Origin of the sequence: Nocardiopsis suaedae, from assembly GCF_027706745.1 — a bacterium.
GTDB lineage: Bacteria > Actinomycetota > Actinomycetes > Streptosporangiales > Streptosporangiaceae > Nocardiopsis_A > Nocardiopsis_A suaedae.
Window position 1 is genome coordinate 87,949 of record NZ_JAQFWP010000016.1, and the last position, 24,331, is coordinate 112,279.

Consider the following 24,331-nt stretch of genomic DNA (forward strand, 5'->3'; position numbering starts at 1 on the left):
ATGGCCTTCACCCACGTTCGAGCGGCGGCGATCCCCCTCACCGTCCTCGCCCTCCTTGCCGCAGGGTGCGGAACGGCCGCGCCGGAGCGTCCTCAGGACGTCTGCGGAGTCGCGGCCCCCACCCCGACCCCCGCCGCCGACGGTGCTCACACCCCGCGCGCTGGAGGCGGAGGCGGGAGCGTCGACGGGGACGGGTTCGACGACCTCGTGGTGACCCGCCCCGGGCACTACGACGGGGAGGGGGACCCGGAGAACCCCGTGGCGCATGACGGGAGCCTCCTGGTCGTCCCCGGGAGCGAGGACGGCCCGGACGGCGGGGCCGCTCAGAGCGTCGTGCCCGGGGAGGACGGCGTCCCTGCGTCGCTGCAGGACGACGTGCGATTCGGTGAGACCGCCCTGACCGGCGACTTCGACGCGGACGGCGTGACCGACGTCGCCGTGTCCGCGGGCCCACAGACCGAAAAGGACGAGGACCAGGGGGCCATCGCCCTGGTCTGGGGCGGGGAAGGCGGCGTCGACGGAGGAGCGGTGGTCCAGAAGGGCGGTGAAGTGCAGCCGTGGTTGACCGCGGTCGGGGACTTCGACGGCGACGGTGCTTCCGACATGTTCGTGGGCGTCGAGTGGTTCGGTGACGAGAGCGAGGTCCTGTACGGCCCGTTCGACCGCGACGGCGCACCCGCCCGGACGGCCTCCTCCGGGGTCGACCTGGAGGGGTTGGAGAACTCGTTCGTCGCCGGGGACATGGACGGCGACGGATGCGACGACCTCGTCGCCTTCCGGGCCTTCGAGGAGATGGCCTATGAGACCGCCCTGTGGACCGGGAGCGAGGACGGGTTCGAGCCGGCCGGGACCCGTGCCAACGCGGACGAGGGCGTTGTGGCCGATGTGGACGGGGACGGCTTCGGCGACCTCATCGTCCGCGAGGTCGGCACGACGGTGGAGGACGGGGCGTCGGGCCCGGGGGAGGTGACCGTCTACCCCGGCGGACCGGACGGTCCGGCCGAGGAACCGGCCGCCCGGGTGGGCATGGACCAAGCCGGCCTGTCCCAGAAGGGGGTGGACGGCGACGAGCTCGGCACCGTGCTGGAGGCCGGGGACGTCAACGGCGACGGGTACGCCGACGTCGCCGCGGCCGTGAACCGCCCGGCGGGCGGGGAGAGGCCGCCCGTGGACGAGGGGGACGTCGTCGTCCTGCCGGGAGGTCCCGACGGGCTGACCGGTGAGGGGGCGTGCCTGCTGCGTCCGGAGGAGGCCGACCAGTACCCGCAGGCGTCCCCGCCTCCCGAGGACGAGTCCTGGGACCCCTATGAGGAGTTTCCGCGTACGCTGCTGCGCTTGGTGGACACCGACGGCGACGGCACGGACGACGTGGTCGCCGGGCGGCCGTCGTCGGTCAAGGGGACGGTCGACGCCCCTGCGGGGCCGGTCCGCGTCTACAGGGGACTGCGGATGCAGGACGGCTCTCTCGCCCCTGGCGCCGTGCGGGGGATCGACCTCCCCGACGGCGACGGGCGGCAGGGACTCGCAGGCTGAGGGGCCGGGCGCCCGGGGCGGGCCGGTCGGCGGATTGCCCCGGGCGCATAGGCTCGACTGCGTGGTTCAGACGACGGAGGCCCAGAGCCCGATCGCGGCGGCGGAGCGTTTGCGCGAGACCCTCGGAGACGGGCCGGTGGCCGTGGTCACCGGGGCGGGAATCTCCACCGACTCCGGAATCCCGGACTACCGCGGGCCCGACTCGCCGCCCCGGACGCCGATGACTTACCAGCAGTTCGTCGGGGATCCGGCGTTCCGCAGGCACTACTGGGCCCGCAACCACGTGGGGTGGCACTACATGCGGGAGACCCACCCGAACGGCGGGCACCGCGCTCTCGCGCGCTTGGAGGCGGCGGGGCTGGTGTCGGGGGTCGTGACGCAGAACGTCGACACCCTGCACGAGGCGGCGGGCAGCCACCGGGTGATCGACCTGCACGGGCGGTTCGACCGCGTGGTGTGCCTGTCGTGCGGGCGGACGATCAGCCGGGCCCGCCTGGCCGAGCGCTTGGCCGCCCTGAACCCGCGCTTCGCGGAGAGCGTGGCCGACGTGGAGGTCGCCCCGGACGCCGACGCGGTGCTGGCCTCCACGGAAGGGTTCCGCGTCGCGGACTGCGAGTTCTGCGGGGGCATGCTCAAGCCGGACATCGTCTACTTCGGAGAGAACGTGCCGAAGGAGCGCGTGCTCGACGCCTACGCCCTGGTGGACGGGGCGGAGTCGGTCCTGGTCGCCGGTTCGTCGCTGACGGTGCTGTCGGGGCGGAGGTTCGTCAAGCACGCGGCCAAGCAGGACAAGCCGGTGGCCATCGTGAACCGCGGCCCCACCCGCGCGGACGACCTGGCGGCGCTGAAGCTGGACACCGGCTGCACGGAGGTCCTGGAGGCCCTCACGGAGGCGTACGGGGCCTGACGGCGTGGGCGTGGCGGTGTGGCGGCGCCCGCCCGCACGTCCCGGCACTGCGACCGCATGCGGTCACTCTCGGCCTTCAACGGCTGACGTTCCGGAGCCCGAGGAAGGACTCCGGGCGACGGACGTTTCGCAAGGACCGAAAGGGCACAGGTGCACAGACAAGGCTTCGGCGCGTTGCTGACGGACGAGCAGTGGGCGGTCTTCCTCAAGGCGGGCGCCACGAGGGTCTTCCGGGACGGTGAACCGATCGTGCGCCAGGGCGACCGGGAAGGCGTCGTCTACATGCTCGCTGAGGGGACGGTCAAGGTGTCGGTCGTCAGACCGGACGGCACCGAGTCCCTGCTCGCGCTCAGGGGGTCAGGGGAAGCGCTGGGCGAGTTCTCCGCTCTGTCGGGGCTGCCGAGGACCGCGACGGTGACGCCGACGGGGGGCGACTGCCTGACTCGCGCCCTCACCAGTGCCCACTTCCGGCTGCTCGTCGGGCGTATGGACTTGCACCGGGCGCTGTGGGAGCACGTCGTCAAGCGGCAGAGCGAAGGGGAGAGCCAGCGCGCGGAGATCGTGGCCCTTCCCTCGGGGCGGCGCTTGGCGGCGACGCTGCTCAGGCTCACCGGCGTGCTGGGGATGCACGTCCCCGGCGCGGACGGTGCGAAGGGCGGAGGAGACGGGGCTGCCCGCCACGGCGCCGTGTTGCGGGTGGGGCTGTCCCAGAAGGAGCTGGGCGACTGGATCGGCATGTCCCGCGCCTCGGTGGCCGCGGAGTTCGGACGGCTCCGGTCCATGGGCATCATCCGCACCGGCCGCCAGTACGTGTCGATCCGCGACCTGGACCGGCTGAGAGAGGTCGCCCAGGGGGACGGCTGACGGGGAGACGGGCGGGAGACCGGGATCACAGGCGGTCCGAGGGGCGGCGGCCGCAGTGTGTCGGATTCTGGACAGACCGCTGCCGGGCCCCGGGGGATGGTCGGGGTGCGCGACCGGAAGGCCGCGCATCCCGACCCCCTGAGGAGCGATCGCAATGGTGAATGTCCCCCGCCGTGCGCGCCGGAGCGGCACGCCCATGCCGCCCTACCGGGCCGTCCTGGCGGTCGACGCGGAGAAGTTCTCGCGCACCTCGTCCCGGCACCAGCAGCTGCTCAACAACTCCATCCGCGACGCGCTCGAGATCGCGTTCCGCGACAGCGGCCTTGCGGGCCTCTGGGAGAACGCCTCCTTCCCCCAGCACACGGGGGACGGGTACGTGGTCGGTGTGGACCCGGAGCACCTCGCCCTACTGGTCAACCCGCTCCTGGGCGAGCTCCAGGAGGTGCTCGCCGACATGCAGCCGGTCCTCGCCTACGAGGACCGCACGCTGAGTCTGCGGCTGCGCGCCGCCATCGGCGTGGGGCCGCTCCCCGACAGCGGGGGAGAGGAGCACGGCGACGGCGTCGGGTCCGCCATGACGGAGACCCACCGGATCCTGGACTCCGCGCCACTGAGAAGGGCGCTCAAGGAGAGCGACCCGGACGTGACCTACCTGGTCGCGGGCCTGTCCGGCCGCGTGTTCGACGACGCCGTCCAGGGCGGCTACGTCGGCCTCAAACCGGCCGAGTTCCGCCCGGCCGACGCGAGCATCCCGGACAAGGACTTCCAGGCCGAGGTGTACATCTACGCACCGAGGCCTTCGTCCGACGGACCGAGGAACTCGGACGGGGACGGCCCGGCGAAGGCGGAAGAAGTCGGAGGCGGGACGGCCACCAGGTCGGTAGGTGGAGACGGCGGAGTCGGGAAGGCGGACGGGAAGGGCATCGGAAGCAATAGCGGCGTGGCCGTTCAGGCGGACAGCATCTCCGGCGGCCTGAACTTCGGGGACCAGAAGGGGGCATAGCCGTGGCCGAGGGGCGAAACCCCGATCAGCAGGGGGAGGAGCGCCCGCGTAGGGAAGCGCCTGCGGACAAGGCCGACGGTGCTCCCCCCGACGCCTCGGATGTCCAGGACGAGTCGTCGGCATCCGCGCAGGCGAAGAAGCCCGAAGCGGGGGAAGCGGGGGCCGAGGACGGAGGCGGCGACGCCGGAGGGCGGTCCGGCCGACGGACGAATGCGCGGTCGAGCGTGGGCTCCAATCGGGGCCAGGCGGTACAGGCGGGCATGATCCAAGGCGGCGTCGCCTTCCACACCTACGTCCGCTCGGAGGAGACCGCCGAACGGGTCCGCAACGCACTGCGGATGGACGAGCAGAAGGTCGAGACGATCGTCGACACCTTCGTCGAATGCCGGGACTACAAGCGCTTCGAAAAGGAACTCGGCCGGTCCAGCATCGGGATCATCGTCGGTGAACCGGGCAGCGGCAGGGGGACGGCGGGTATCAACGCGCTCGCGGTCCTGCGGCCCGGGTGCCCGATCCAAGAGGAGATGCCGGACCTGGACGAACGGGACGCGGGCCTCTCCGGCCTCGAGGCCGAAAAGGGGCGCACCTACCTGATCGACCTGACGCACGCACCGGACATCGACCCTGCTCAGAGGACCGCCCTGCGGTCGTTCGCGGGGACGGTGCGTGAGGCGGGGACGCTCCTCGTCATCATCGCCACCCCCAAGCAGTGGACCGAGGAGTTCGGAGAGGCGTACGCCTGGCTGGAGATCGAGGAGCCTCCCCCGCCGCTGGAGGTCTTCTTCAGGTCGATGCGGCATCGGACGTGCGAGGAGGATGCACGGTGGTGGTGCGAGGACGAAGGGGTCCGCGCCGCGTTGAGAGGGGCGGAGCCCGGGCGTGCCACCCAGTTGGCGGGGAAGGCCGCCCGAGGACGGCCGGAGGCGGGGGACGGCGGAGAGGACGTCTACCGCACATGGATCGACTCCGTCATCGGCTCCTTCTCCGACCCGGCGAAGGACCTCCGAAGATGGTTCGCCGAGCACGACCATGAGAAGGAGTTCCAACGGGTCCTCCTGGAAGCCGTCGCGTTGCTGGAAGGCGCCCGCTGCCCCGTCGTCCTCAAGCAGGCCCACGAACTCGCCCAGCGCTGGAAGGTGCCCTCCGCCTGGCGCACGCCCATCTCCGGGAGCGGCCTGTCGGAGCTCCTCCATGACTTCCCCGCGACCGTCGTGGACGACAGGATCCGGTTCACCCGCCAGGAGATCAGGGACGGCGCCCTGGACCACCTCTGGCGCGAGCACCCGCACGCGAGGGCCGACCTGCTCTCGTGGTCGGAGTCGGCGGCCGCGGAACTCCCCTGGGCGGAGAGGGGCCACCTCGCCGACCGGTGGCTCAGGCTCGGACTCCGCCATGCGGACGCGTTCCCCGTCACCGAGCTCATGAAGTCCTGGGGCCGGACGGCCGAGCTCACATGGGCGGCGGTCCCCGCCGTCGCCGAAGCCGCGGTCACCGCCGAGATCGGCGGGGTGGTCAGGGCGGAGCTGTACCGGGTGGCCGTCAGTACCAGGACACGGCAGCTCGACCGGATGGTCGCCGAAGTGTGCGGTGTCTACGGCCGGGTCCTCCCGCGCTCCGCGATGGTGCGGCTGCGGCTCATCGCGGCGAAGGTCCCGCACCAGTGGGCCGGATCGCTCGTGGGGATCTTCGAGAACATCGCCGATGAGCCCGGCAATCTGGAATCGGTGCTCGATGAACTGACGACGTGGGTGGCCGACCCGTCGGGGCATGGACACCGCGGGTACTTCGCCGTTCAAGGGCTCGGGCACCTCCTCACGCGCCCCGCGCAGGGACAGGAGGAGCGGGAACCGGTGATCTTCACCGAACTCGCGGAGTCCCGCGTTTCGGCGGACACCGCGGCGAAGTGCTGGGACGCCCTCATGGCGGACAACGCCCGGGTGTCGAGGACGCTGTGGACGTGGCTGAACGCGTTCTCCGCCTGGCCAGGTGTGCCGGAGCCGGTCAAGGAGTCGCTGCGGTCGGCGGTTCACGGTGCCCCCGACAACGCGGCAGCGGTCCTGCGGGTGATCAGGCGCTGGCGGTTGGCGCACGGACGCAGGGCCGCCGAGGTCGACAGGCTCTATGAGGACATCAGCGGCCGTGAATCCTGATCCTGTCATTCCTTACAGGCTGGTGGAGGCCTGCCGAGCAAAGGAGCAGAGCAATGGCGTTGTTCGGATTCGGGGCCAGAGGGGACCGTCCCTCCGTTCCCTCCTGGAGCATCGCGTTCCGTGCCCCCGATACACAGATCGAATTCGAAGCCCGGCTGCCGAGCAAGAACGAAGGGCTGTGGTTCGAGGCCCGATTCTCGCTGGAGGTCGCATGGAACGGCGCGGGAGCGTCGGCTCGTGCCCGCATGCTGGCCGAATTCCAGCGGCGGATCATCGGGGCGGCATCGGAGAGTTCGGTCGGCTTCTCTCTCGGTGACAAGGGGGCTGCGGAAGCGGAACTGGGGTGCGCCCTCTTCGACGAGGAGGTCTTCGACCGGGCCGAGGTACGCGACCACAAGGTGCTCGTGTCCCTCACCGTAGACGAGGGGGACATGAGCCTGGCCAAGGAGCTGGAGCTTCTGGGGCCGAGGAAGGAGATCCAAGCCGCCGTGCACCGAGGGCGCATGGAGCGCGTCCGCGAACTGCAGCGCGACGTCTTGGTCGACTCCGTCCTCGCACGTGTCTGGTGGTTCGAGCAGCACCCCGATCGGTTGGGTCAGATCTCCGAGATGGGAGAGATGCTCGATGAGATGCTCACCCCTCCCGAGCAGGTGGGCGGGATCGTGAACGGTGACGGTGACGGAGGCCGGGAATCGACCATGGACGCGTTCCTGGCCGGACTCGAGGAGTGGGAGCGCCCCGCCATGGTCGATCGTCTCGCGAGCATCCTGGAAGGATTCGAACGCGCAGATTTGGCGGAGCGCCTCCGACGCCAGTGGGTCACGACAGCCGGAACGGAGGCTGGAGCCTGAAGCCGCAGGCGTCGGGCGACCGTGTTCGCGACGCAGCACTCGCTTCCTACCGGTCCGAGGCCGAGGCGTGCTGGGACGCCCCGGAGGAGGGGAACGGCCGGGGACCTGCCCCGCCTGCCCTCCTCCCGCCTAGGATCGGGCTGTGGCGTTCTTTCGGATCATGCGGTGGGTCGCGCTCGGGCCTGAGGAGGTGTGGCTCCGGCTGACGGACTGGACCCGTCACGGGGAGCACATCCCCCTGACGCGCGTCACCGTCGAGCCGCCCGGTCCTACCGGGGTCGGGACGCGCCTCTCGGCGCGCACGGGGATCGGGCCGGTCGGGTTCGACGACCTGATGGAGGTCGTGCGGTGGACTCCTCCGTCGGAGGGCAGGCCGGGTCTGTGCCGCCTGGAGAAGCGCGGATCCCTGGTCACCGGCTGGGCGGAGATCATCGTGGGCGGGGACGGTGGCCGCTCCCGGGTGCTCTGGCGCGAGGAGGTGCGCGTGGCCGGGCTTCCCCGTGTCCTCGACAGGCCCGCGGCGTGGGGCGGCCGCCTGGTCTTCGGTCGCCTCGTCCGGGCCCTTCTCGCCCGCTAGGGGAGCGGAGCGGTTGTCGGAACCGGCCGGCGCAGGGGGCTGTGTAAGCGCCGGCCGGTTCCGCGTCTACCGGCCCGGCCGGGGGATCACCTCGGGGCCGCCATAGGCGTCTGGGACGCCGTCTCCAGGGTGATCCGGTTCCGGCCGGCGTAGACGTTCATGGAATCCCCCCTCAAGAAGCCGACCAGGGTCAGACCGTGCTCCCGGGCCAGTTCGACCGCCAGGGACGACGGCGCCGAGACGGCGGCCAACGCGGGGATGCCCGCCATCAGGGCCTTCTGCACCAGCTCGAACGACGCCCGTCCCGACACCATCAGGACGGTATTGCGCAGCGGGAGCATCCCCTCGCGCAGCGCCCAGCCCACGAGCTTGTCGACCGCGTTGTGCCGCCCCACGTCCTCCCTGAGGCACAGCAGCCGCCCCTCGGCGTCGAACAGCCCCGCCGCGTGCAGTCCTCCCGTGCGGTCGAACACCCGCTGGGCTTCGCGCAGCCGGTCCGGCAGGCCCGCCAGCAGCTCGGGCGTCATCTCCAGGGTGTCCCCGGAGACGTCCCACCGCACCGCCATGCGCACCGCGTCGATCGACGCCTTGCCGCACAGCCCGCACGAGGACGACGTATAGAAGTTGCGCTCCAGGGAGGTGTCCGGCGGCGGCACGTGCGGCGCCGCCGCCACGTCCAGGACGTTGTAGGTGTTGGACCCGTCCTCCGTCGCCCCGGCGCAGTACCGGATCGACGCCAGGTCCTCGGCGCCGGCCAGCACCCCTTCGCCCGCCAGGAACCCTGCCGCGAGGTCGAAGTCGTCGCCGGGCGTGCGCATCGTGACCGTGAGCGGCGCCCCGCCGAACCGGATCTCCAGCGGCTCCTCGACGACGAGGGTGTCGGCGCGGTCGTCGGAGGCCGCGCCGCGGATCCGCAGCACCTTCTCGCGGGTGGTCACGCGTCCCATGAGCCCCCTGCCTTTCTGGCGTCGCGCCCGTCCCGGCGTTCATGCCGGGGACCGGCTCACTCCATTGTCTCCCCGCCGCCGCGCACCCGATCCTTTCCGGGCGCGTTCTGCACGTGCTGGTACCCGAACCGCCCCTTGATGCAGAGGTTGCCGTGCGTCACGGGGTTGTCGTGCGGCGAACTGGTCTTGACGATCTGGCCGTCCTGGACGTGCAGCGTGACGTTGCAGCCCACCCCGCAGTAGGTGCACACGGTCGTCGTCTGGGTCTGCCGCTCCTCGTCCCAGGTGCCCTCCTGGCGCATGTCGAACTCGGTGGTGAACGACAGCGCCCCCGTGGGGCACACCTCGATGCAGTTCCCGCAGTACACGCACGCCGAGTCCGGCAGCCCGACGTCGAACTCGGTGGACACCCGCGCGTCGAACCCGCGCCCCGCGATGCCGATGGCGAAGGTGTTCTGCCACTGCTCCCCGCACGCGTCCACGCACTTGTAGCACATGATGCACTTGCCGTAGTCGCGCACGTAGAGGTCGTTGTCGTCCTTGGCTGGCTGCTCGACGGTCGCGGCGGCCGCCCCGTCCACCGGGGCGTGCTCCCCGGCGTGGCGCGCGTCGCGCTCGCCCAGCGGGGCGGGTTCGGCGCGCGGCCCGAACCGGTCCGGCGCGGCATCGTAGCGTTCGTTCCATTCCGGGACACCCGGCGTGGTGGACAGGTCGACCGACGAACCGAGCAGCTCCAGGACGAGCTTGCGGCTGTGCCGCACGCGCTCGGAGTCGGTCAGGACGCTCATCCCCTCCTCGGCCTTGCGCGAGCACGCCGGGGCGAGCGTGCGCGCCCCCTCGACCTCGACCACGCACACCCGGCAGGCGTTGCGCGGCGTGAGGGTGTCGCCGTAGCAGAGGGTCGGAACGTCGATCCCCTTGGTCTCACAGGCGTCGAGGAGCGTCGAGCCCTCAGGGACGCGGATCTCCTCGCCGTCCACGGTGACGCCGACCAGGCGGCGCGGCGCCGCCAGGGGGACCGGTCCGGCGGGGGAGGGGGCGGGGGTCTCAGGTGCGGCGGTCACGGCGCCTCCTTCGTGGTCGACGGCGCGGCGGTGGTCAGGGGGAGGGTCCTTCTCTGCGGCACGTCCGCGAACACCCCGAGCCGGTCGATCGCCGACTCGACCGCGTTCCAGGCCGTCTGCCCGAGGCCGCAGATGGACGCGTCGCGCATGGCGGCGCCCACGTCGCGCAGGAGGGCGATGTCGGCCCCGTCGCCGGTGCCTCCGGACAGCCGCGCCAGCGCCTCCTCCTGGCGGACGGTGCCGACCCGGCAGGGCACGCACTGCCCGCACGACTCGTCGCGGAAGAAGGCGGCGATGCGGACGAGGACCGCGGGCAGGTCCACGGTGTCGTCGAGGACGAGGACGACCCCCGACCCGAGGGTGGTCCCCGCCTCCCGCGCCCCCTCGAAGGTGAGGGGCACGTCGAGCTCGTCACCGCGCAGGAACCCTCCGGCCGCCCCTCCGAGGAGGACGGCTCGCGGCTCAGGGGGTGATTCGGCTCCGGCGTTGGCGAGGCCGAGCAGGTCGCGCAGTGTGGCGCCGAACGGCACCTCGTAGACGCCGGGGCGCGCCACGGTCCCCGACACGCAGAAGAGCTTGGGCCCGGTGGAGGACCCGGTTCCGATGCGCGCATAGGCGGGCCCGCCCATCTGCACGATCGGCAGGACGTTCACGAGCGTCTCGACGTTGTTGGCGGCGGTCGGGCGGTCGAACAGCCCGCGCTCGACGGGGAACGGGGGCTTGCTGCGCGGCTCTCCGCGCAGGCCCTCGATCGAGTTGAAGATCGCGGTCTCCTCGCCGCAGATGTAGGCCCCGGCCCCGCGGCGGATCTCGATGTCGAAGGAGAAGCCGGACCCGAGGATGTCCTCCCCGAGCAGCCCGCGCGCGCGGGCGCGGGTGATGGCGTTCTCCAGCCGGGAGAGCGCGAGCGGGTACTCGCCGCGGATGTAGAGGTAGCCGCGGGCCGCCCCGATCGCGAACCCCGCGACGGTCATGGCCTCGATGACCGAGAACGGGTCGCCCTCCATGAGCACGCGGTCCTTGAAGGTGCCCGGCTCGCTCTCGTCGGCGTTGCAGACGAGGTAGCGGGGCGCCTCGGGGCGCTGGGCCGTCCCGGCCCACTTGCGCCCGGTCGGGAAGGCCGCCCCGCCGCGTCCGACGAGGCCGGAGTCGGTGACCTCGCGGATGACGCCGGAGGGGCCCAGGGCGATCGCCCGGCGCAGGGCCGTGTAGCCGCCCGCGGCGCGGTAGGAGTCCAGGTCGGTGGGGTCGACGGCGCCGATGCGCCCGAGGAGCAGGAGGCCGGGGTCGCCGGCCTGGGGGACGGCGGCCTCGGCGGAGGGCTCGGCGGGCATCGGGGCGAGCGCCTCGGGGGAGAAGGTCGTCGGATGCGCCTCCGGGCGGTGCCCGTTGGAGGAGGGGGCGGGCGCCGCATCCGCCCCGGCGGGCCGGGCCTTCGGGGGTGCGCACAGCACGTCCGGGTCGGCGGGGGCGGAGACCGCGTACCCGGGCGGGTCTCCGGCCTCGATCGCCAGCGCCGCCGGGGCGCGTTCGCACATCCCGAGGCAGGGGCTCTCCACCCATGCGACCTCGGAGCCGCTGTGCCCGTCGGGCCGGGGGCCGTTGTCGGGCGAACCGTTGGGCGAGGGGTCCGCCCCGTGCCCGGGGGCGCCGAGGCGCTCCTCGAGGGTCCGGCAGATCGGGCCCGAGCCTTTGGCGGCGCAGGCGATGTCGGTGCACACGTGCAGGACGCGCTTGGGCCGCTCGTGCAGCGCGAACATGGAGTAGAAGGAGGCGACGCCGTAGGCGTCGGCCGGGGGGACGGTCAGGCGCCGGCAGATGTAGCCGAGCGCGCCCTCGCTGATCCAGCCGATGCGGTCGTTGACGGCGTGGAGGGCGGGAAGCAGGAGGTCGCGCCGTCCGCGCGCGGCCTGTCCGCCGTCGGCCCGGCGCAGGTCGGCGCCGGTGCGCTCGCCGCCTTCCCAGGCCGACCCGGGCGGGCCGAGGAGGGCGTCCACGGCGGCGCGCTCGGCGTCGCTCGGAGGCGTGTCCAGGTGCTGAAGGTCCACGTTCCCCGCTCACCTTTCAGTGTGTCGGCGCCCGTACCGGGCGGGCGGTGGCGCGGTGGCTGTTCGCGCGGCCGTGCGTGGTCTATGTCACAGGATTTTGTATACGGGCTACAGTATGCCTTCGGTCGGGCGGGGACAACCCCCCGATGCCCGTCGCCGCGCGGCCTTTCCGACCGGGCCGCCGGACCACCCCTGAGCAGGGGCGGTGGCGGTCACGGCCGCGGAGAAGGCCGGTGCTCCGGCGGCCGGGCGCGCGCCCCGCCCGCTTCGGCGCCGGTTCCGGGGGACCCCAGGGCGGCCTTCCCGGAACCGGCGCCTGTGCGGCGGGACGGTCACGCGACCGACGCCCGATCGCCGCTTTCGGCGCGCTCCACGCGCACCGCCGCCGCCTTGTACTCGGCGGTCCCCGCGATGGGGTCCGTCGCGTCGATCGTGAGGAGCTGAGTGTCCACCTGGTCCGGGAAGTGGAACGTCATGAACACCAGCCCCGGCCGCAGTCCCGTCGACACCTCCAGCGGCGCCACCACCGACCCGCGCCGGGACGACACACGGACCTCCTCGCCGTCCTCCAGGCCCAGGGCGGAGGCGTCCTCAGGCGACATCTCCAACAGCTCACCGCGCCGCAGCGGGGACGAGAAACCGCTCGTCTGGACGCCCGTGTTGTAGTCGTCCAAACGGCGCCCCGTCGTCAGCCTCAACGGGTACTCCTCGTCCAGCAGGTCCACCGGCGGGGAGTGGCCCACCAGGCCGAACGGCGCGGGCTCCCCGCGCTCCTCCGGGGTCTGCGACCACAGCCGCCCGTGCAGGTAGGACGGCTCGGTCCGGTCCTCGGAGAAGCAGGGCCACTGGAGCCCCTGCTCCTGCTCCAGACGCGTGTAGGTCATCCCGCGGTGGATCGGCGACAGCGACCGGACCTCGTTCCACACCTCCTCCGCGGTGGGCCGCTTCCACGCGTGCCCGAGCCGGTCGGCCAGGTCGCACAGGATCTCGATGTCGTCGCGCGCCCCGTCCGGCGGGTCGACGGCCTTGCGCACGAGCTGCACGCGCCGCTCGCTGTTGGTGAAGGTCCCGTCCGACTCGCACCAGGCCGCGCTCGCCGGGAGAACGACGTCGGCCTGCTCGGCGGTCCGCGTCAGGAAGATGTCCTGCACGACCATGTGGTCCAGGCGCCCCAGGCGGCGCAGCGTCGTCTCGGTCTCGGGCTCGGACTGGACGGGGTTCTCCCCGATGACGTAGAGCGCCTTGACCTCGCCCTCGTCCATGCCCTCGAACATCTGGGTGAGGTTCTTGCCCTTGTGCGGCTGGATGGCGGTGTCCCACGCGCGCTCGAACGGCGCACGCGACTCCGCGTCGAGGATGTCCTGGAATCCCGTCAGGCGGTCGGGGATGGCGCCCATGTCGCCGCCGCCCTGCACGTTGTTCTGTCCCCGGAGCGGCTGCAAGCCCGATCCGGGGCGGCCGACGTGCCCGGTCAGCAGGGAGAGGTTGATCAGCGCGCGCACGTTGTCGGTGGCGTTGTGGTGCTCGGTGATGCCGAGGGTCCAGCACAGCTGTGCGCGCTCGGCCAGGGCGAAGGCGTGGGCGAGCTCGCGGATCGTTTCGGCGGGGACGCCCGTCTCGGCCTCGGCGGCCGCCGGGGTCCACGGCTCGACGAGTTCCCGGTACTCCTCGAAGCCGCTCGTCGCGCGCTTGACGAAGGTCTCGTTGACCAGCCCCGAACGGATGATCTCCCGGCCCACGGCGTGCGCCAGGGGGATGTCGGTCCCGACGTTGAGGCCGAGCCACCGGTCGGCCCACTCGGCGGTGGGCGTGCGGCGGGGGTCGACGACGAACAGGCGCGCGCCGTTGTGCACGCCTTTCAGAACGTGCTGGAAGAAGATCGGGTGGGCGTTGCGGGGGTTGCCGCCCCAGATGACGATGAGGTCGGTCTCCTCCACCTCGCGGTAGGAGGAGGTGCCGCCCCCGGAGCCGAACGCGGCCGCCAGGCCGGCGACGCTCGGGGCGTGGCAGGTGCGGTTGCAGGAGTCGACGTTGTTGGTGCCGATCACCGCGCGGGTGAACTTCTGCGCCATGAAGTTCATCTCGTTGGTGGAGCGGGCGCAGGAGAGCATGGCGAAGGAGTCGGGGCCGTGCCGCTGCACGGCGTCCCGGAAGCCCTCGGCCGCGCGGCCCAGGGCCTCGTCCCACGTGGCGGGGCGCAGTTCGCCGCCCTCGCGGACGAGCGGTTGGGTGAGTCGTTGGTAGGCGGGACTCCGCCGGTCCGATCGCATCGTTGCCTCGCAGGGGTGGGAGGGGTCGTCCTGGCGTGCGGCGGGGATCGATGGTGACTGTCTACAGTATTCAACTGTTCGGGGGCGGCGGCAAGGGGGGAGGGAGGGCGGGTGGCGGCGGTCCGCCCTTCCTCCGCCCCGCGGCGCCGGTCAGCCCGCCGCCGCGCCCTGCGGGGCCGGGGGCCGCACCGCCCCCTCGTCCAGCCGTTCGTTGAGCAGGGAGGCCAGGGCGTTGACCGTGCGCAGCGTCGGGGCCGCCGTCCCGGTGAGGTCGGCCAGCTCGACGACCGCGCCGAGGATGACGTCGAGCTCCATCGGGCGCCCGCGCTCCACGTCGTGCAGGGTCGAGGTGCGGTGGTCTCCGGCGCGCTCCGCGCCCGCCATGCGCCGCTCGATCGAGATGGACGTGCGCACGCCGAGGCGGTCGGCGACGTCGAGGGTCTCGCGCATCATCAGCTCGGCGGTGGTGCGGGTGTCGGGGTACGCGCAGATTTGCGCCATGGTCGAGCGGGTCAGCGCGCTGAGGGGGTTGAAGGTGACGTTGCCCATCAGCTTCACCCACACGTCCTCTCTGAGGTCGTGCTCCACCGGGCACTTGAGGCCGCCGGCGGTCATCGCCTCGGAGAACGCCTGGCACCGGGGGGACAGGGAGCGGTCGGGCTCGCCGATGGAGAAGCGGGTGCCCTCCATGTGGCGGATGACCCCGGGCCGCTCGATGGCCGTCGCGGCGTAGACGACGCAGCCGATCGCGCGCTCGGGCGCGATGGTGGCGCTGACCGCGCCGCCGGGGTCGGCGGCCTCCACGCGGTGGCCCTCCCAGCGGCAGCCGGAGCCGTGGAAGTACCAGAACGGGATGCCGTTCTGCGCGGTGACGACGGCGGTGTCGGGACCCAGCAGGGGGTCGAGCATCGGGCCGCAGGAGGCGTAGTGCTGGGCCTTGAGGCCGAGCAGGACGTAGTCGACCGGGCCGACCTCGGCCGGGTCGCCGGTGACGTTGGGGCGGGCGGTGAAGTCGCCGCGCTCGCTGAGCACCTGCACACCGTGTTCCCGCATGGCCTCCAGGTGGGGGCCGCGTGCGATGAGGTGGACGTCGGCGCCCGCGCGGTGCAGGGCGGCGCCGGCGTAGGCGCCGATGGCGCCCGCTCCCAGGACGGCGATGCGCATGGGGGGTCCCTTCTCTCGGGGAAAGGAATACTGTATACAGTAGCCGTGTGCGGAAAGGGTGTCCCTCCACGGAGGGGGAGAAGGAGGCGGGGATGGTCCCGGACCGGGAAGTTCTCGCCTTCTTTCCGCACTTTTCCACCGCCGCGGCGGTCGGTCGGCGCGATCGCCCCCGCGCCTCCCCGCGGGTTTCGTACACTGTCGACAATCACCGCCGAGGAGCCGGAGGACCGTCCATGCCCTCTCCGACGACCACCGCCGGCGGCGCGGCCGACCCCGTGCGACGCCCGGCCCCGCTTCGCGAAGCGGTCTATGAGGCTCTCCTGGACCTGATCACCACCCGCGCCCTGCCGCCGGGGCGGCACCTGGTCGAGACGGAGCTGGCGGCCCGGCTGGGGGTGTCCCGCCAGCCCGTGCGCGAGGCGCTGCAGCGCCTGAGCAACGAAGGCTGGGTCGACCTCCGCCCCGGCTACGGTGCGTTCGTGCACACCCCGGACGAGGGGGAGGCCGAACAGCTCCTCGCCGTGCGCGCCCTCCTGGAGACCGAGGCGGCCCGCCTGGCCGCGGGCAACGCGGACGCCGACGACATCGAGCGCCTGCGCGCGCTGTGGCTCCGCGGCACCCGCGCCGCGGAGGAGGGGCCGGTCGAGGCCGCGGTCACCGCCAATGCCGACTTCCACCGCGCCCTGATCGTCTCCTCGGGGAACACGGTGCTGGCCGAACTCGCGGCCCAGGTGGACCGCCGGGTGCGCTGGTTCTACGCCCCGATCGCCCGGTCGCGCGGCCAGGCCTCGTGGGACGAGCACGCCCGCATCATCGACGCGGTCGAGGCGGGCCGCCCCGACGAGGCCGCGGCCCTGATGGCCGACCACACCGAGCGCACCCGCACGGCCTACCGCGAACTGGGCGAGGGCGGCGACACTCCAGAGACGGTCTGACCCTTCGGATCCACACCGGCGGACCGGCGGCGGAGCCGCTCCCCGCCCCAGGAGCGCCGGGGCGGGGAGCGGCGGAGTGCGGGACGGCGTGCCGCCACCGCGAGGTCACCTCAGAGCGGGGACCCGCCGGACGAGGGAGAGCCGGGACCACCACCCGCCCAAGCCCGCGGTGTCGCCCGCGTTCAGCAGGGACAGCGCCACCATCGCCAGAGCCATGACGAGGTGGTCGTCCATGAAGGGGTTGTTGGGCGGCGGCAGGACCGCGGTCCACATCAGGACCAGCATCAGGGCACCGGCGGCCGCCGCGATGCGCATCCCGATGCCGAGCAGGAACGCCAGCCCGATCCCGAGGAGCCCGGCCATGAACAGCCAGTCCGCCCAGACGGCCCCGGCGAAGGAGCCGTAGAGGCCGGCGAAGGGGCCGGAGGCGGCCTCGGCCATGAAGCCGTACGTCGGGCTGCCGCCCGCGGTCCACGCCCCGTCGGCGGGCGTGGCGAACCCCAGGCCGAACAGCTTGTCCAGGAAGGCCCAGAGGAAGATCCAGCCGATGGACAGCCGCAGGACGGCCAGGACCCACCGCCCCGCGGCCGGGGCGGCGCCGGGGGTGCGGCGGGTGTGGGTGTCGGAGGGGCGGGCGTGCAGGTTCTGCGCTTCCATGGTCGGCGTCCTTTCCGGAACCATCCGTGCGCTTCCAGGAAAGGGCGGTTCCCCGGTGCGCGGTAGGGACCGCGGCATCGGCTCCACGGGACCTGGTTCCGGCGAAGAGCAGGACCTTTGAAGCGCTCACTCCCGGCGCCGGTAGACCGTTCCGTCGTCCATCTCCAGGTCGGAGAAGAGCTGGGACACCGTCACGAAGTGGTACCCCTTCGCGTGGAGGCGCTCGAGGATCTCCGGGACCGCGTCCACCGTGGTGGGGTGGATGTCGTGCATCAGCACGATGCTCCCCGGGCGGGTCTGCTCGACCGCGGTGTCGGCCACCTCGGCCGCGTCGCGCACCTTCCAGTCCATGGTGTCCACGTCCCACAGCACGAGCGGCGCCCCCACGCTCCGCTTCGTCGTGGCGTTGAACGACCCGTAGGGCGGGCGCATCGTCTGCGGCCACTGGCCGGTCGCCTTCTCGATCGCCTCCGACGTGCGCACGGAGTCGTCGGAGACCCCGGACGCCGACTTGCCCGCCAGGTCGTCGTGCTTCCAGGAGTGGGCGCCCGCCTCGTGCCCCTCTTCGGTGATGCGGGCCGCGATGTCCGGGAACTCCGCGGCCAGCATGCCCAGCAGGTAGAACGTGCCCTTCGCGTCGTAGTCGTCCATCGCGTCCAGCAGGCGCTCGGTGTGCTCGCCCGGACCGTCGTCGAAGGTCAGCGCCACGCACGGGACGCGGTCGCAGTCCAGGTCGGCGCGGCCCGGACCCTCGGCGTCCTTCAGCTCCAGCGGGGTGTCGGCCAGGGCCGCCGCGCGCGCCCGTTCGCCGAACGCCGACAGCAGCCCGGTCGCGGCCTCCGCGGAGACCGCAACCCGGCGGCCCTCGGCGGCCTCTGACCCGCCGCCGTCCTCCCCGGGAGGGCCGGGCAGCGTCACCACCAAGCCGCCCTCGGTGTCGAAGGCCAGGTCCCGCAGGGGGGATTCGCCGAGCTCGGTGCTCAGCTCCCAGGCGTCCCCCGGACGGACCTCGGGCGCCTGGCCCGCGCCTCCGTCCTCCGCGGCCCCGTCGCCCTCCCCGGAGGCGTCGGCGCCGCCGCTCAAGGGCTCGGCCGACCCGTCCGACTCCAACCCTTCGGGCAGCTCTCCGGGCTCGACCCCGTCGCGCTCCCGCAGTACCCGTGCCACCTCGGCGTCGAGCGCCGCCAGCGCGTCCTCGCCGTGCAGCAGCCCCGTCCACGGCAGCACCGCGCCGGAGGCGCCGTCGAACCACAGCGACTCGCCGTCCACCCGCGGTTCGCCGTCGCCCGTCGCCGCCTCGCGCGCGATCCGCGCCCCGAGCACGTCCCCCGAGGCGGCCAGCAGGTCCAGCCGCTGCTCCAGCGCGGCGGGGCCCTCCCCTCCGTGCTCCTCCATGAAGGCGGTGTGCGCCTCGGCCATGGTGGTGCGCACCTCCCGGCCGAACCCCGGGGCCCCGGGCACCACGGGGTACGTCCACGCGGTGCTCACCTCGCCGTCCCCCGCCGTGTGCCCGACCAGGTCCAGCCCGGGAACGCTCTCCGGGTCGGCCAGCGCCAGGGGCGGGGCCTCGGGCTCCCCGCCGACGACGGCGGCCGCGCCCGGCACCGCGAGCAGGCACAGGGCGGCGGCGGCCGCGAGGAGGTGGCTCGGGCGCAGCCGGGTGCGGAAACGGGTGATGGCGGACTCGGGCACGGGTTCCCACCTGGGCTCGGGGGCCGGTCGGCGGCGCACAGGGCGGGAGCGGTGGGGTGCGCCCCGTCCTCCCGCGGCGGACCGCATCGCGAACATACGGGCAGCGGGGCGGGCGTGCAATCGGGCGGCCGCGGCGCGTCGCGGTCCCTGCCGCGTCGTACCATCCGAATGGTCATGCCCGTGCGCACACCGCAGCACCGGCGATTTCGGATACGTCCTGATAACGAAGTGGTCCCATCGGGAACCTCATGCGGCCGGGTCACGTCCGAAGTGAGATCATCGGCGAGCCGCCGCGCGAGTCGGCGCAGGCCGGTGCAGTAATCCCCGAACCCAGGAGAAACCGAGTATGAGTTACGGTCCACCGCCACCGCAGGGCCCCGGGGGCTACGGGCCGCCTCCGCCTCCGCCCCCGGGAGGCGGCTACGGCGCCCCGCCGCCCCCGCCGAACATGGGCCCGTCGGAGCCGCCGGCCAACAAGGGTGCGGCGATCGCGCTGACGGTCATCGGGTTCCTCTGCTGCAACCTGCTGTCCGGCGTCCTCGGCATCGTGGCGATCGTGACGGCCGAGAGCAACCCGAAGGCCTCGAAGATCTGCCAGATCATCGGCTGGATCTTCGTCGCGATCGGCATCGTCTCCAGCATCCTCTACTTCTTCTTGGTCGCGGCCAGCGGAGCCGGGACGACGACGACCTACTAGTCGCCTCCGTCGCCACAGACCACGTGACCGCCTCGGCCGTTCGGCCGAGGCGGTCTTTCCGTCCGCCCCTCTAACCTGGCGCCATGCCATCGTGGAAGTCCCGGGGCCGCGCCGAGGCGGCCATGGAGAGCCTCGCCCGCAACGGCTACCTGCTGGCCGTCGTGGTGGCCGTGGTCCTGCTGCTCGGCCTGTCCGCCACACTGCAGGAGCTGCTGAGCCGTGACCCCGGCCCCGACTGGCCGGGGCCGCCGCCGTCCTACCGCGACTGGTTGCCCCTGTGCTCCGGCCTGATCGGCGGCGCGGCCGCCATGGCGGCCGCCTGGCCCGGAACACCCCCGCGCCGCCTGGCCCTGGTCGGGCCGGCCGCCCCCGTCGCCGTCCTGGCGGTGTCCCTGGCGCTGTCGCCCGCCGATCCCGGGATGTTCGGCTACACGATGAGCATCCTCGAGGTCTTCGCGATGTTCCTCGCGGCCAACCTGGTCACCTGGCACGCCTCGCGTCGGGCCGTGGCGGTGATGGCGGCCGCCACCACCCTGGCCATCCTCTCCCAGGGGCTGCGCAGCGAGGGGTGGGGCCTCGGCGCGGTCGGCTGGATGCTCCTGCTGGCCACCCTGACGTTCCTGCCCGGCCTGGTGTTGCGCTGGCGCGAACGCGAGCGCGCCTGGCGGGTCGAGGAGGCCCGGCGCGACGAGCGCCTCTCCCTCGCCCGCGACCTGCACGACGTCGTCGCCCACCAGGTCAGCGGCATCGTCGTGCAGGTGCAGGCGCTGCGCCACATCGCCGACCGCGACCCCGCCGTGGTCGCCGCCGCCCTGCCGCAGATCGAGGACGCCGGGGCCGCCGCCCTGGCGGCGATGCGCCGCATGGTCGGTGCCCTGCGCGAGGACGGCGACGCCGCCCCGCTGGAGCCCCACGACCTGGCGGTGGCCCTGCGCGCCCTGGAGGAGCCCGGCGACATCGGCCGCCCGCGGGTGGAGGTCGCCGTCGAGGGCGACCCCGGCGCGCTTCCCGAGGAGACCGCCTCGGCGGTGCTGCGCATGTCCCAGGAGGCGGTGACCAACGCGCGCCGCCACGCCCGCGACGCCTCCCTGGTGCGGGTCGAGCTGGCGGCCGACGCGTCCGGGGCGCGGCTGCGCGTCGCCGACGACGGCCGGGGCGGCGGTTCGGCGCACGGTGCCGGCGGGGGATACGGTCTGATCGGCATGGCCGAGCGGGCCAAGCTGCTGGGCGGGTCGTTCACCGCGGGCCCCGCGGACGACGCGCCGGGGTGGAGGGTCGTGGCCGAGCTGCCCGCCGGGACGGCCGGGGACGGAGGGGCGCGGTGACGATCCGGGTACTGCTCGCCGATGACCAGGCGATGGTGCGGACCGGCTTCCGGTACATGCTGGAGGCCGAGGAGGGCATCGAGGTGGCCGGGGAGGCGGGGGACGGCCTGGAGGCCCTGCGCCTGGCCGGGGAGCTCCGGCCGGACGTGGTGCTGATGGACATCCGCATGCCCGGCGTCGACGGCCTGGAGGCGACCCGCAGGCTCGCCGGGCCGGGGGTGGCCGACCCCCTCAAGGTGGTCGTGGTGACCACCTTCGACCTGGACGAGTACGTGCACGCGGCGCTGGAGGGCGGCGCGGTGGGGTTCCTGCTCAAGGACGCCGGCCCGGCGCTGCTGATCGAGGCGGTGCGCGCGGCCGCCCGCGGCGACGCGCTGGTGGCGCCGAACATCACGGTGCGGCTGCTCAAGCACTTCGCCCGGCCCGCCCGCACACCCCGCCGCCCCGAGGAGGAGGCGCGCCGCCAGGGGCTGACCGAGCGCGAGCTGGACACCGTGCGGGCGGTGGCCGAGGGGTTGACCAACACCGAGGCCGCCGAGCGGCTCTTCGTGTCGCTGAGCACGGTCAAGACCCACCTGGCGAGCGTCCAGGCGAAGCTGCACGCCCGCAACAGGGTCGAGATCGCGGCGTGGGCCTACCGTTCCGGCCTGATGGACACCGAGGGCTCCGCGTCCGGATAGGGGCGCGTTCGGGCGGGGCCCGGCCCGCCCCTGGCACCGCCCCTACTCCGCGCCTTCGGTACGGGCCCTGACCGCGGCCATCACGATGGCCTTCAGCTGCTCGGTGATGTCGGCCCGGTCGCGCTCGAAGTCGGCGTCGGTCACCGCGGACGGGTCCTCGGTCGCCAGTTCCAGCCTCGGCGTATGGACGTGCCCGGCCGGGATGTCCCGGCCCGCGGTATCGCGCAGCAGGGTGTTGCGGTAGGCGATCTCATTGGACAGGTACGCCCCGCCGCCGCCCGCGCGCGCCTGGGAGCCCTCGGTCGGGCCGTCCGGGCGCACCACCGGCTCGGTCCCCCCGGCGGGGATCTCGGTCACCTCGGTGTTGTCCACGATCGGGAAGCGCCCCGCGGCGCCTTCAACGATCGCGCGGCGGGGGAGCGTGGACCGGCACCACTGCGGCGGCGGGTCCGGCGCCCCCGTGTCGCCCGGCAGCGGGATCGGCCCCGGCTCTCCGCGGTCCTCGTTGTCCGCCCGGCCGCTGCGCCAGGCGCCGTTGTAGGCCTCCAGGTCGAACCGGCCCTCCTGCCCCCGGCTGACGGTGATCACCGCGTCGGCCGGGGCCGCCGTGGCCCCGTAGTGCGGCATCAGGGTCTTCTCGGCCATGCCCTCGGTGAAGTCGCGCCAGCGCACCGGGAACACCGCCGCGCGCACGACCGCCGTGTGCCCCCCGGCCTCGAACGAGGTGCCGTGCAGGGCCAGCGCCGCCGCGCCCGACGGGTTGGACCGGCGCACGTCCTCGTCGAGCCCGAACGGGTCGAACCCGGTGACGATCACCCTGAGCTGCCGGTCGTCGGGGGCGAACACCAGGTCGTCGTGGCCGCGGGAGGCGTACTCCAGGCGGCGCAGCAGCGCGGCGCGCTCCTCGGCGGCCAGCCCGAACGGGGGCTCCCAGGAGCGCAGGATCGCGGCGAGGGCGAGCCGCGCCCAGTACAGGGGCCGGTCGTCCCCGGCCTGCCCGCTGCGGACCGCCTCCGACCAGAGCCGGTGCCCATGCGAGGTGACGATCCGCGCGGCCTCATCGGCCCCGGCGGCCCCCTCCAGGTCGGCGGTGAACAGCGGAGCCGCCGCGGCGAACCCGGAGCGGCGCAGCAGCAGCCGCGGCGCCTCCCGTCGGGCGCGGTCCTCCTCGGCGGTGGTGGGGGTGGCGTCCATGGCTCCATGTTCGCGGGTCGTCGGTCGGAACGGGGCGTGAGTCTACATGCCCGCAGCGACACCGGACCCGATGCGGCGGTGCTCGCGGCGGACGGGTGAGGCCCGGCGCGATCCGGGGTAGACCCGGCCTGTGGCGGCGTTCACACGCCGCCGACGACCGGACCCCACGCTCTCGATGGAGAGAGATCACGCATGCCGTTCACCACCACCCTCCCCGACACCGCCGACCTCGCCGAGCGCGCCACCGCCGCCCTGGAGGCGTGCGGGGTCGTGCACCTCCCCGAGGACGGGGGCGCCCCCGGCCGGGCCCGCACCCCCATCACCGGCGAGGAGCTGTTCCGGCTGGACTTCGGCACCGCCAAGACCACCGAGCAGGCCGTCACCGCCGCGGACGAGGCCTTCCGCCGGGTGTGGCGGGACACCCCCGCCCCCGCGCGCGGGCAGCTCGTGCGCCGCCTGGGCGAGCTGCTGCGCGAGCACAAGCAGGACCTGGCCGACCTCGTCTCGATCGAGGCGGGCAAGATCCGCTCGGAGGCCGCGGGGGAGGTGCAGGAGATGATCGACGTCTGCGACTTCGCGGTGGGCCTGTCCCGGCAGCTCTACGGCCGCACCATGCCCTCGGAGCGGCCCGGCCACCGGCTGATGGAGACCTGGCACCCGCTGGGCGTGGTCGGGGTGATCACCGCGTTCAACTTCCCGGTGGCGGTGTGGTCCTGGAACACCGCGATCGCGCTGGTGTGCGGGAACACCGTGGTGTGGAAGCCCTCCGACACCACCCCCCTGACCGCGCTGGCCTGCGACGCGCTGCTGCGTCGGGCCGCCGCCGACACCGGCGCCCCCGAGGGGCTGCACCGGGTGGTGCTGGGCGGCCGCGAGGTCGGCGAGCACCTGGTGGACGACCCGCGGGTGGCGCTGGTCTCGGCCACCGGGTCGGTGGCCATGGGCCGTGCGGTGGGCCCACGGGTCTCCGCCCGCCTGGGCCGCTGCCTGCTGGAGCTGGGCGGCAACAACGCCGCGGTGGTCGCCCCCTCGGCCGATCTGGACCTGGTGGTGCGCGGCAGCGTGTTCGCCGCCGCGGGCACCGCCGGGCAGCGCTGCACCTCGCTGCGCCGCCTGATCGTGCACGAGGACGTGGCCGAGGAGGTCACCGAGCGCCTCGCCGGGGCCTACCGGCAGCTGCGCGAGCGCATCGGCGACCCCTTCGACGACGGCACCCTGGTCGGGCCGCTGATCTCCGAGCGCGGGCACGCCGCCATGCAGGACGCGCTGGTCCGCGCCCAGGCCGAGGGCGGTGCCGTGGTCACCGGGGGCGGCCGGGTCGGCGAGGACGCCGCGCCCGGGGCCTACTACGTCGAGCCGGCGCTGGTGCGCATGCCCGCGCAGACGCCGGTGGTGGAGGAGGAGACCTTCGCCCCGATCCTGTACGTGATGACCTACCGCACCTTCGAGGAGGCGGTCGGCCTGCACAACGGGGTGCCGCAGGGCCTGTCGTCGGCGCTGTTCACCCGGGACCAGGCCGAGGCGGAGCGGTTCGTGTCGGCGGCCGGGTCCGACTGCGGCATCATCAACGTCAACATCGGCACCTCGGGCGCCGAGATCGGCGGCGCGTTCGGCGGCGAGAAGGAGACCGGCGGCGGCCGGGAGTCGGGTTCGGACTCGTGGAAGGCGTACATGCGCAGGGCCACGAACACGGTCAACTACGGCGGCGAGCTGCCGCTGGCGCAGGGCGTCCCACAGCTGCCCGTCGGTGGCCTCGGGGGCGGCGAAGCGCAG

20 protein-coding genes are annotated in these 24,331 nt (G+C 73.4%); 12 read left to right on the top strand and 8 right to left on the bottom strand.

Features of this window, described 5'->3' with window-relative positions; genetic code table 11:
- The 7 genes from O4U47_RS11160 (at position 1) to O4U47_RS11190 (ending at position 7,885) form a co-directional block, all read left to right on the top strand.
- Positions 1-1,533, top strand: a complete 1,533-nt coding sequence (locus tag O4U47_RS11160; RefSeq protein ID WP_270677720.1) for a VCBS repeat-containing protein — start codon at positions 1-3, stop codon at positions 1,531-1,533.
- 61 nt (positions 1,534-1,594) lie between these two features.
- On the top strand, positions 1,595-2,440 hold the full coding sequence (locus tag O4U47_RS11165) for an NAD-dependent protein deacetylase (protein WP_270677721.1): 846 nt from the start codon (positions 1,595-1,597) through the stop codon (positions 2,438-2,440).
- 150 nt (positions 2,441-2,590) lie between these two features.
- On the top strand, positions 2,591-3,304 hold the full coding sequence (locus O4U47_RS11170; RefSeq protein WP_270677722.1) for a Crp/Fnr family transcriptional regulator: 714 nt from the start codon (positions 2,591-2,593) through the stop codon (positions 3,302-3,304).
- Positions 3,305-3,458: 154 nt separating this feature from the next.
- Positions 3,459-4,307 (top strand): hypothetical protein, encoded by an 849-nt coding sequence (locus O4U47_RS11175; protein ID WP_270677723.1) that lies wholly within the window; start codon positions 3,459-3,461, stop codon positions 4,305-4,307.
- A 260-nt stretch (positions 4,308-4,567) separates the two neighbouring features.
- The gene (locus tag O4U47_RS11180) at positions 4,568-6,457 is read left to right on the top strand and encodes a hypothetical protein (RefSeq protein WP_270677724.1); all 1,890 of its coding nucleotides are present in this window, start codon (positions 4,568-4,570) and stop codon (positions 6,455-6,457) included.
- Positions 6,458-6,510: 53 nt separating this feature from the next.
- Positions 6,511-7,308: a hypothetical protein gene (locus O4U47_RS11185; protein ID WP_270677725.1), complete on the top strand. Its 798-nt coding sequence runs from the start codon at positions 6,511-6,513 to the stop codon at positions 7,306-7,308.
- 142 nt (positions 7,309-7,450) lie between these two features.
- Positions 7,451-7,885 (top strand): SRPBCC family protein, encoded by a 435-nt coding sequence (locus O4U47_RS11190; RefSeq protein WP_270677726.1) that lies wholly within the window; start codon positions 7,451-7,453, stop codon positions 7,883-7,885.
- Between the two features lie 86 nt (positions 7,886-7,971).
- On the opposite strand, the gene fdhD is transcribed toward O4U47_RS11190, so the two are convergent.
- The 5 genes from fdhD to O4U47_RS11215 all read right to left on the bottom strand — a co-directional run bounded on the left by fdhD (position 7,972) and on the right by O4U47_RS11215 (position 15,378).
- Complete coding sequence (gene fdhD / locus O4U47_RS11195; RefSeq protein ID WP_270677727.1) at positions 7,972-8,832, bottom strand: formate dehydrogenase accessory sulfurtransferase FdhD; 861 nt, start codon at positions 8,830-8,832, stop codon at positions 7,972-7,974.
- Positions 8,833-8,888: 56 nt separating this feature from the next.
- The gene (locus O4U47_RS11200; protein ID WP_270677728.1) at positions 8,889-9,896 is read right to left on the bottom strand and encodes a 2Fe-2S iron-sulfur cluster-binding protein; all 1,008 of its coding nucleotides are present in this window, start codon (positions 9,894-9,896) and stop codon (positions 8,889-8,891) included.
- Positions 9,893-11,944 (bottom strand): NADH-ubiquinone oxidoreductase-F iron-sulfur binding region domain-containing protein, encoded by a 2,052-nt coding sequence (locus tag O4U47_RS11205; protein WP_270677729.1) that lies wholly within the window; start codon positions 11,942-11,944, stop codon positions 9,893-9,895. The genes O4U47_RS11200 and O4U47_RS11205 overlap by 4 nt, the downstream gene beginning before the upstream one ends.
- A 332-nt stretch (positions 11,945-12,276) precedes the next feature.
- Positions 12,277-14,214 carry a molybdopterin oxidoreductase family protein gene (locus O4U47_RS11210; protein ID WP_270677730.1) on the bottom strand — a complete coding sequence of 646 codons (1,938 nt, stop codon included), beginning with the start codon at positions 14,212-14,214 and terminating at the stop codon, positions 12,277-12,279.
- 150 nt (positions 14,215-14,364) lie between these two features.
- The gene (locus O4U47_RS11215; RefSeq protein WP_270677731.1) at positions 14,365-15,378 is read right to left on the bottom strand and encodes a 2-dehydropantoate 2-reductase; all 1,014 of its coding nucleotides are present in this window, start codon (positions 15,376-15,378) and stop codon (positions 14,365-14,367) included.
- Positions 15,379-15,611: 233 nt separating this feature from the next.
- Here O4U47_RS11215 and O4U47_RS11220 point away from each other — a divergent pair, with 233 nt between their 5' ends.
- The gene (locus tag O4U47_RS11220; RefSeq protein ID WP_270677732.1) at positions 15,612-16,313 is read left to right on the top strand and encodes a GntR family transcriptional regulator; all 702 of its coding nucleotides are present in this window, start codon (positions 15,612-15,614) and stop codon (positions 16,311-16,313) included.
- A 105-nt stretch (positions 16,314-16,418) separates the two neighbouring features.
- Here O4U47_RS11220 and O4U47_RS11225 read toward each other — a convergent pair whose 3' ends face one another.
- Together O4U47_RS11225 and O4U47_RS11230 are read right to left on the bottom strand one after the other, a co-directional pair.
- The gene (locus O4U47_RS11225; protein WP_270677733.1) at positions 16,419-16,970 is read right to left on the bottom strand and encodes a DoxX family membrane protein; all 552 of its coding nucleotides are present in this window, start codon (positions 16,968-16,970) and stop codon (positions 16,419-16,421) included.
- Positions 16,971-17,096: 126 nt separating this feature from the next.
- Complete coding sequence (locus tag O4U47_RS11230) at positions 17,097-18,662, bottom strand: polysaccharide deacetylase family protein (RefSeq protein WP_270677734.1); 1,566 nt, start codon at positions 18,660-18,662, stop codon at positions 17,097-17,099.
- A 346-nt stretch (positions 18,663-19,008) separates the two neighbouring features.
- Here O4U47_RS11230 and O4U47_RS11235 point away from each other — a divergent pair, with 346 nt between their 5' ends.
- The 3 genes from O4U47_RS11235 (at position 19,009) to O4U47_RS11245 (ending at position 21,364) form a co-directional block, all read left to right on the top strand.
- A complete protein-coding gene (locus tag O4U47_RS11235) occupies positions 19,009-19,359 on the top strand; it encodes a hypothetical protein (RefSeq protein WP_270677735.1) in 351 nt (116 codons plus the stop codon).
- Between the two features lie 83 nt (positions 19,360-19,442).
- Positions 19,443-20,684: a sensor histidine kinase gene (locus O4U47_RS11240; RefSeq protein WP_270677736.1), complete on the top strand. Its 1,242-nt coding sequence runs from the start codon at positions 19,443-19,445 to the stop codon at positions 20,682-20,684.
- The gene (locus tag O4U47_RS11245) at positions 20,681-21,364 is read left to right on the top strand and encodes a response regulator (RefSeq protein ID WP_270677737.1); all 684 of its coding nucleotides are present in this window, start codon (positions 20,681-20,683) and stop codon (positions 21,362-21,364) included. Before O4U47_RS11240 ends, O4U47_RS11245 begins: the two co-directional genes overlap by 4 nt.
- Positions 21,365-21,406: 42 nt before the next feature.
- Here O4U47_RS11245 and O4U47_RS11250 read toward each other — a convergent pair whose 3' ends face one another.
- On the bottom strand, positions 21,407-22,558 hold the full coding sequence (locus tag O4U47_RS11250; RefSeq protein ID WP_270677738.1) for a C15 family peptidase: 1,152 nt from the start codon (positions 22,556-22,558) through the stop codon (positions 21,407-21,409).
- Positions 22,559-22,750: 192 nt separating this feature from the next.
- On the opposite strand from O4U47_RS11250, the gene amaB reads away from it, so the two are divergent.
- Positions 22,751-24,331: L-piperidine-6-carboxylate dehydrogenase (amaB, locus tag O4U47_RS11255; protein WP_270677739.1), on the top strand; the 1,581-nt coding region annotated here is incomplete at its 3' end.

What these genes read in the sequence shown, in the direction of transcription:
- O4U47_RS11160 (WP_270677720.1), top strand. Translation starts at nt 1, where the DNA reads ATGGCCTTCACCCACGTTCGAGCGGCGGCGATCCCCCTCACCGTCCTC.
- O4U47_RS11175 (WP_270677723.1), top strand. Translation starts at nt 3,459, where the DNA reads ATGGTGAATGTCCCCCGCCGTGCGCGCCGGAGCGGCACGCCCATGCCG.
- O4U47_RS11180 (WP_270677724.1), top strand. Translation starts at nt 4,568, where the DNA reads ATGATCCAAGGCGGCGTCGCCTTCCACACCTACGTCCGCTCGGAGGAG.
- O4U47_RS11185 (WP_270677725.1), top strand. Translation starts at nt 6,511, where the DNA reads ATGGCGTTGTTCGGATTCGGGGCCAGAGGGGACCGTCCCTCCGTTCCC.
- fdhD (WP_270677727.1), bottom strand. Translation starts at nt 8,832, where the DNA reads ATGGGACGCGTGACCACCCGCGAGAAGGTGCTGCGGATCCGCGGCGCG.
- O4U47_RS11210 (WP_270677730.1), bottom strand. Translation starts at nt 14,214, where the DNA reads ATGCGATCGGACCGGCGGAGTCCCGCCTACCAACGACTCACCCAACCG.
- O4U47_RS11215 (WP_270677731.1), bottom strand. Translation starts at nt 15,378, where the DNA reads ATGCGCATCGCCGTCCTGGGAGCGGGCGCCATCGGCGCCTACGCCGGC.
- O4U47_RS11220 (WP_270677732.1), top strand. Translation starts at nt 15,612, where the DNA reads ATGCCCTCTCCGACGACCACCGCCGGCGGCGCGGCCGACCCCGTGCGA.
- O4U47_RS11225 (WP_270677733.1), bottom strand. Translation starts at nt 16,970, where the DNA reads ATGGAAGCGCAGAACCTGCACGCCCGCCCCTCCGACACCCACACCCGC.
- O4U47_RS11235 (WP_270677735.1), top strand. Translation starts at nt 19,009, where the DNA reads ATGAGTTACGGTCCACCGCCACCGCAGGGCCCCGGGGGCTACGGGCCG.
- O4U47_RS11240 (WP_270677736.1), top strand. Translation starts at nt 19,443, where the DNA reads ATGCCATCGTGGAAGTCCCGGGGCCGCGCCGAGGCGGCCATGGAGAGC.
- O4U47_RS11250 (WP_270677738.1), bottom strand. Translation starts at nt 22,558, where the DNA reads ATGGACGCCACCCCCACCACCGCCGAGGAGGACCGCGCCCGACGGGAG.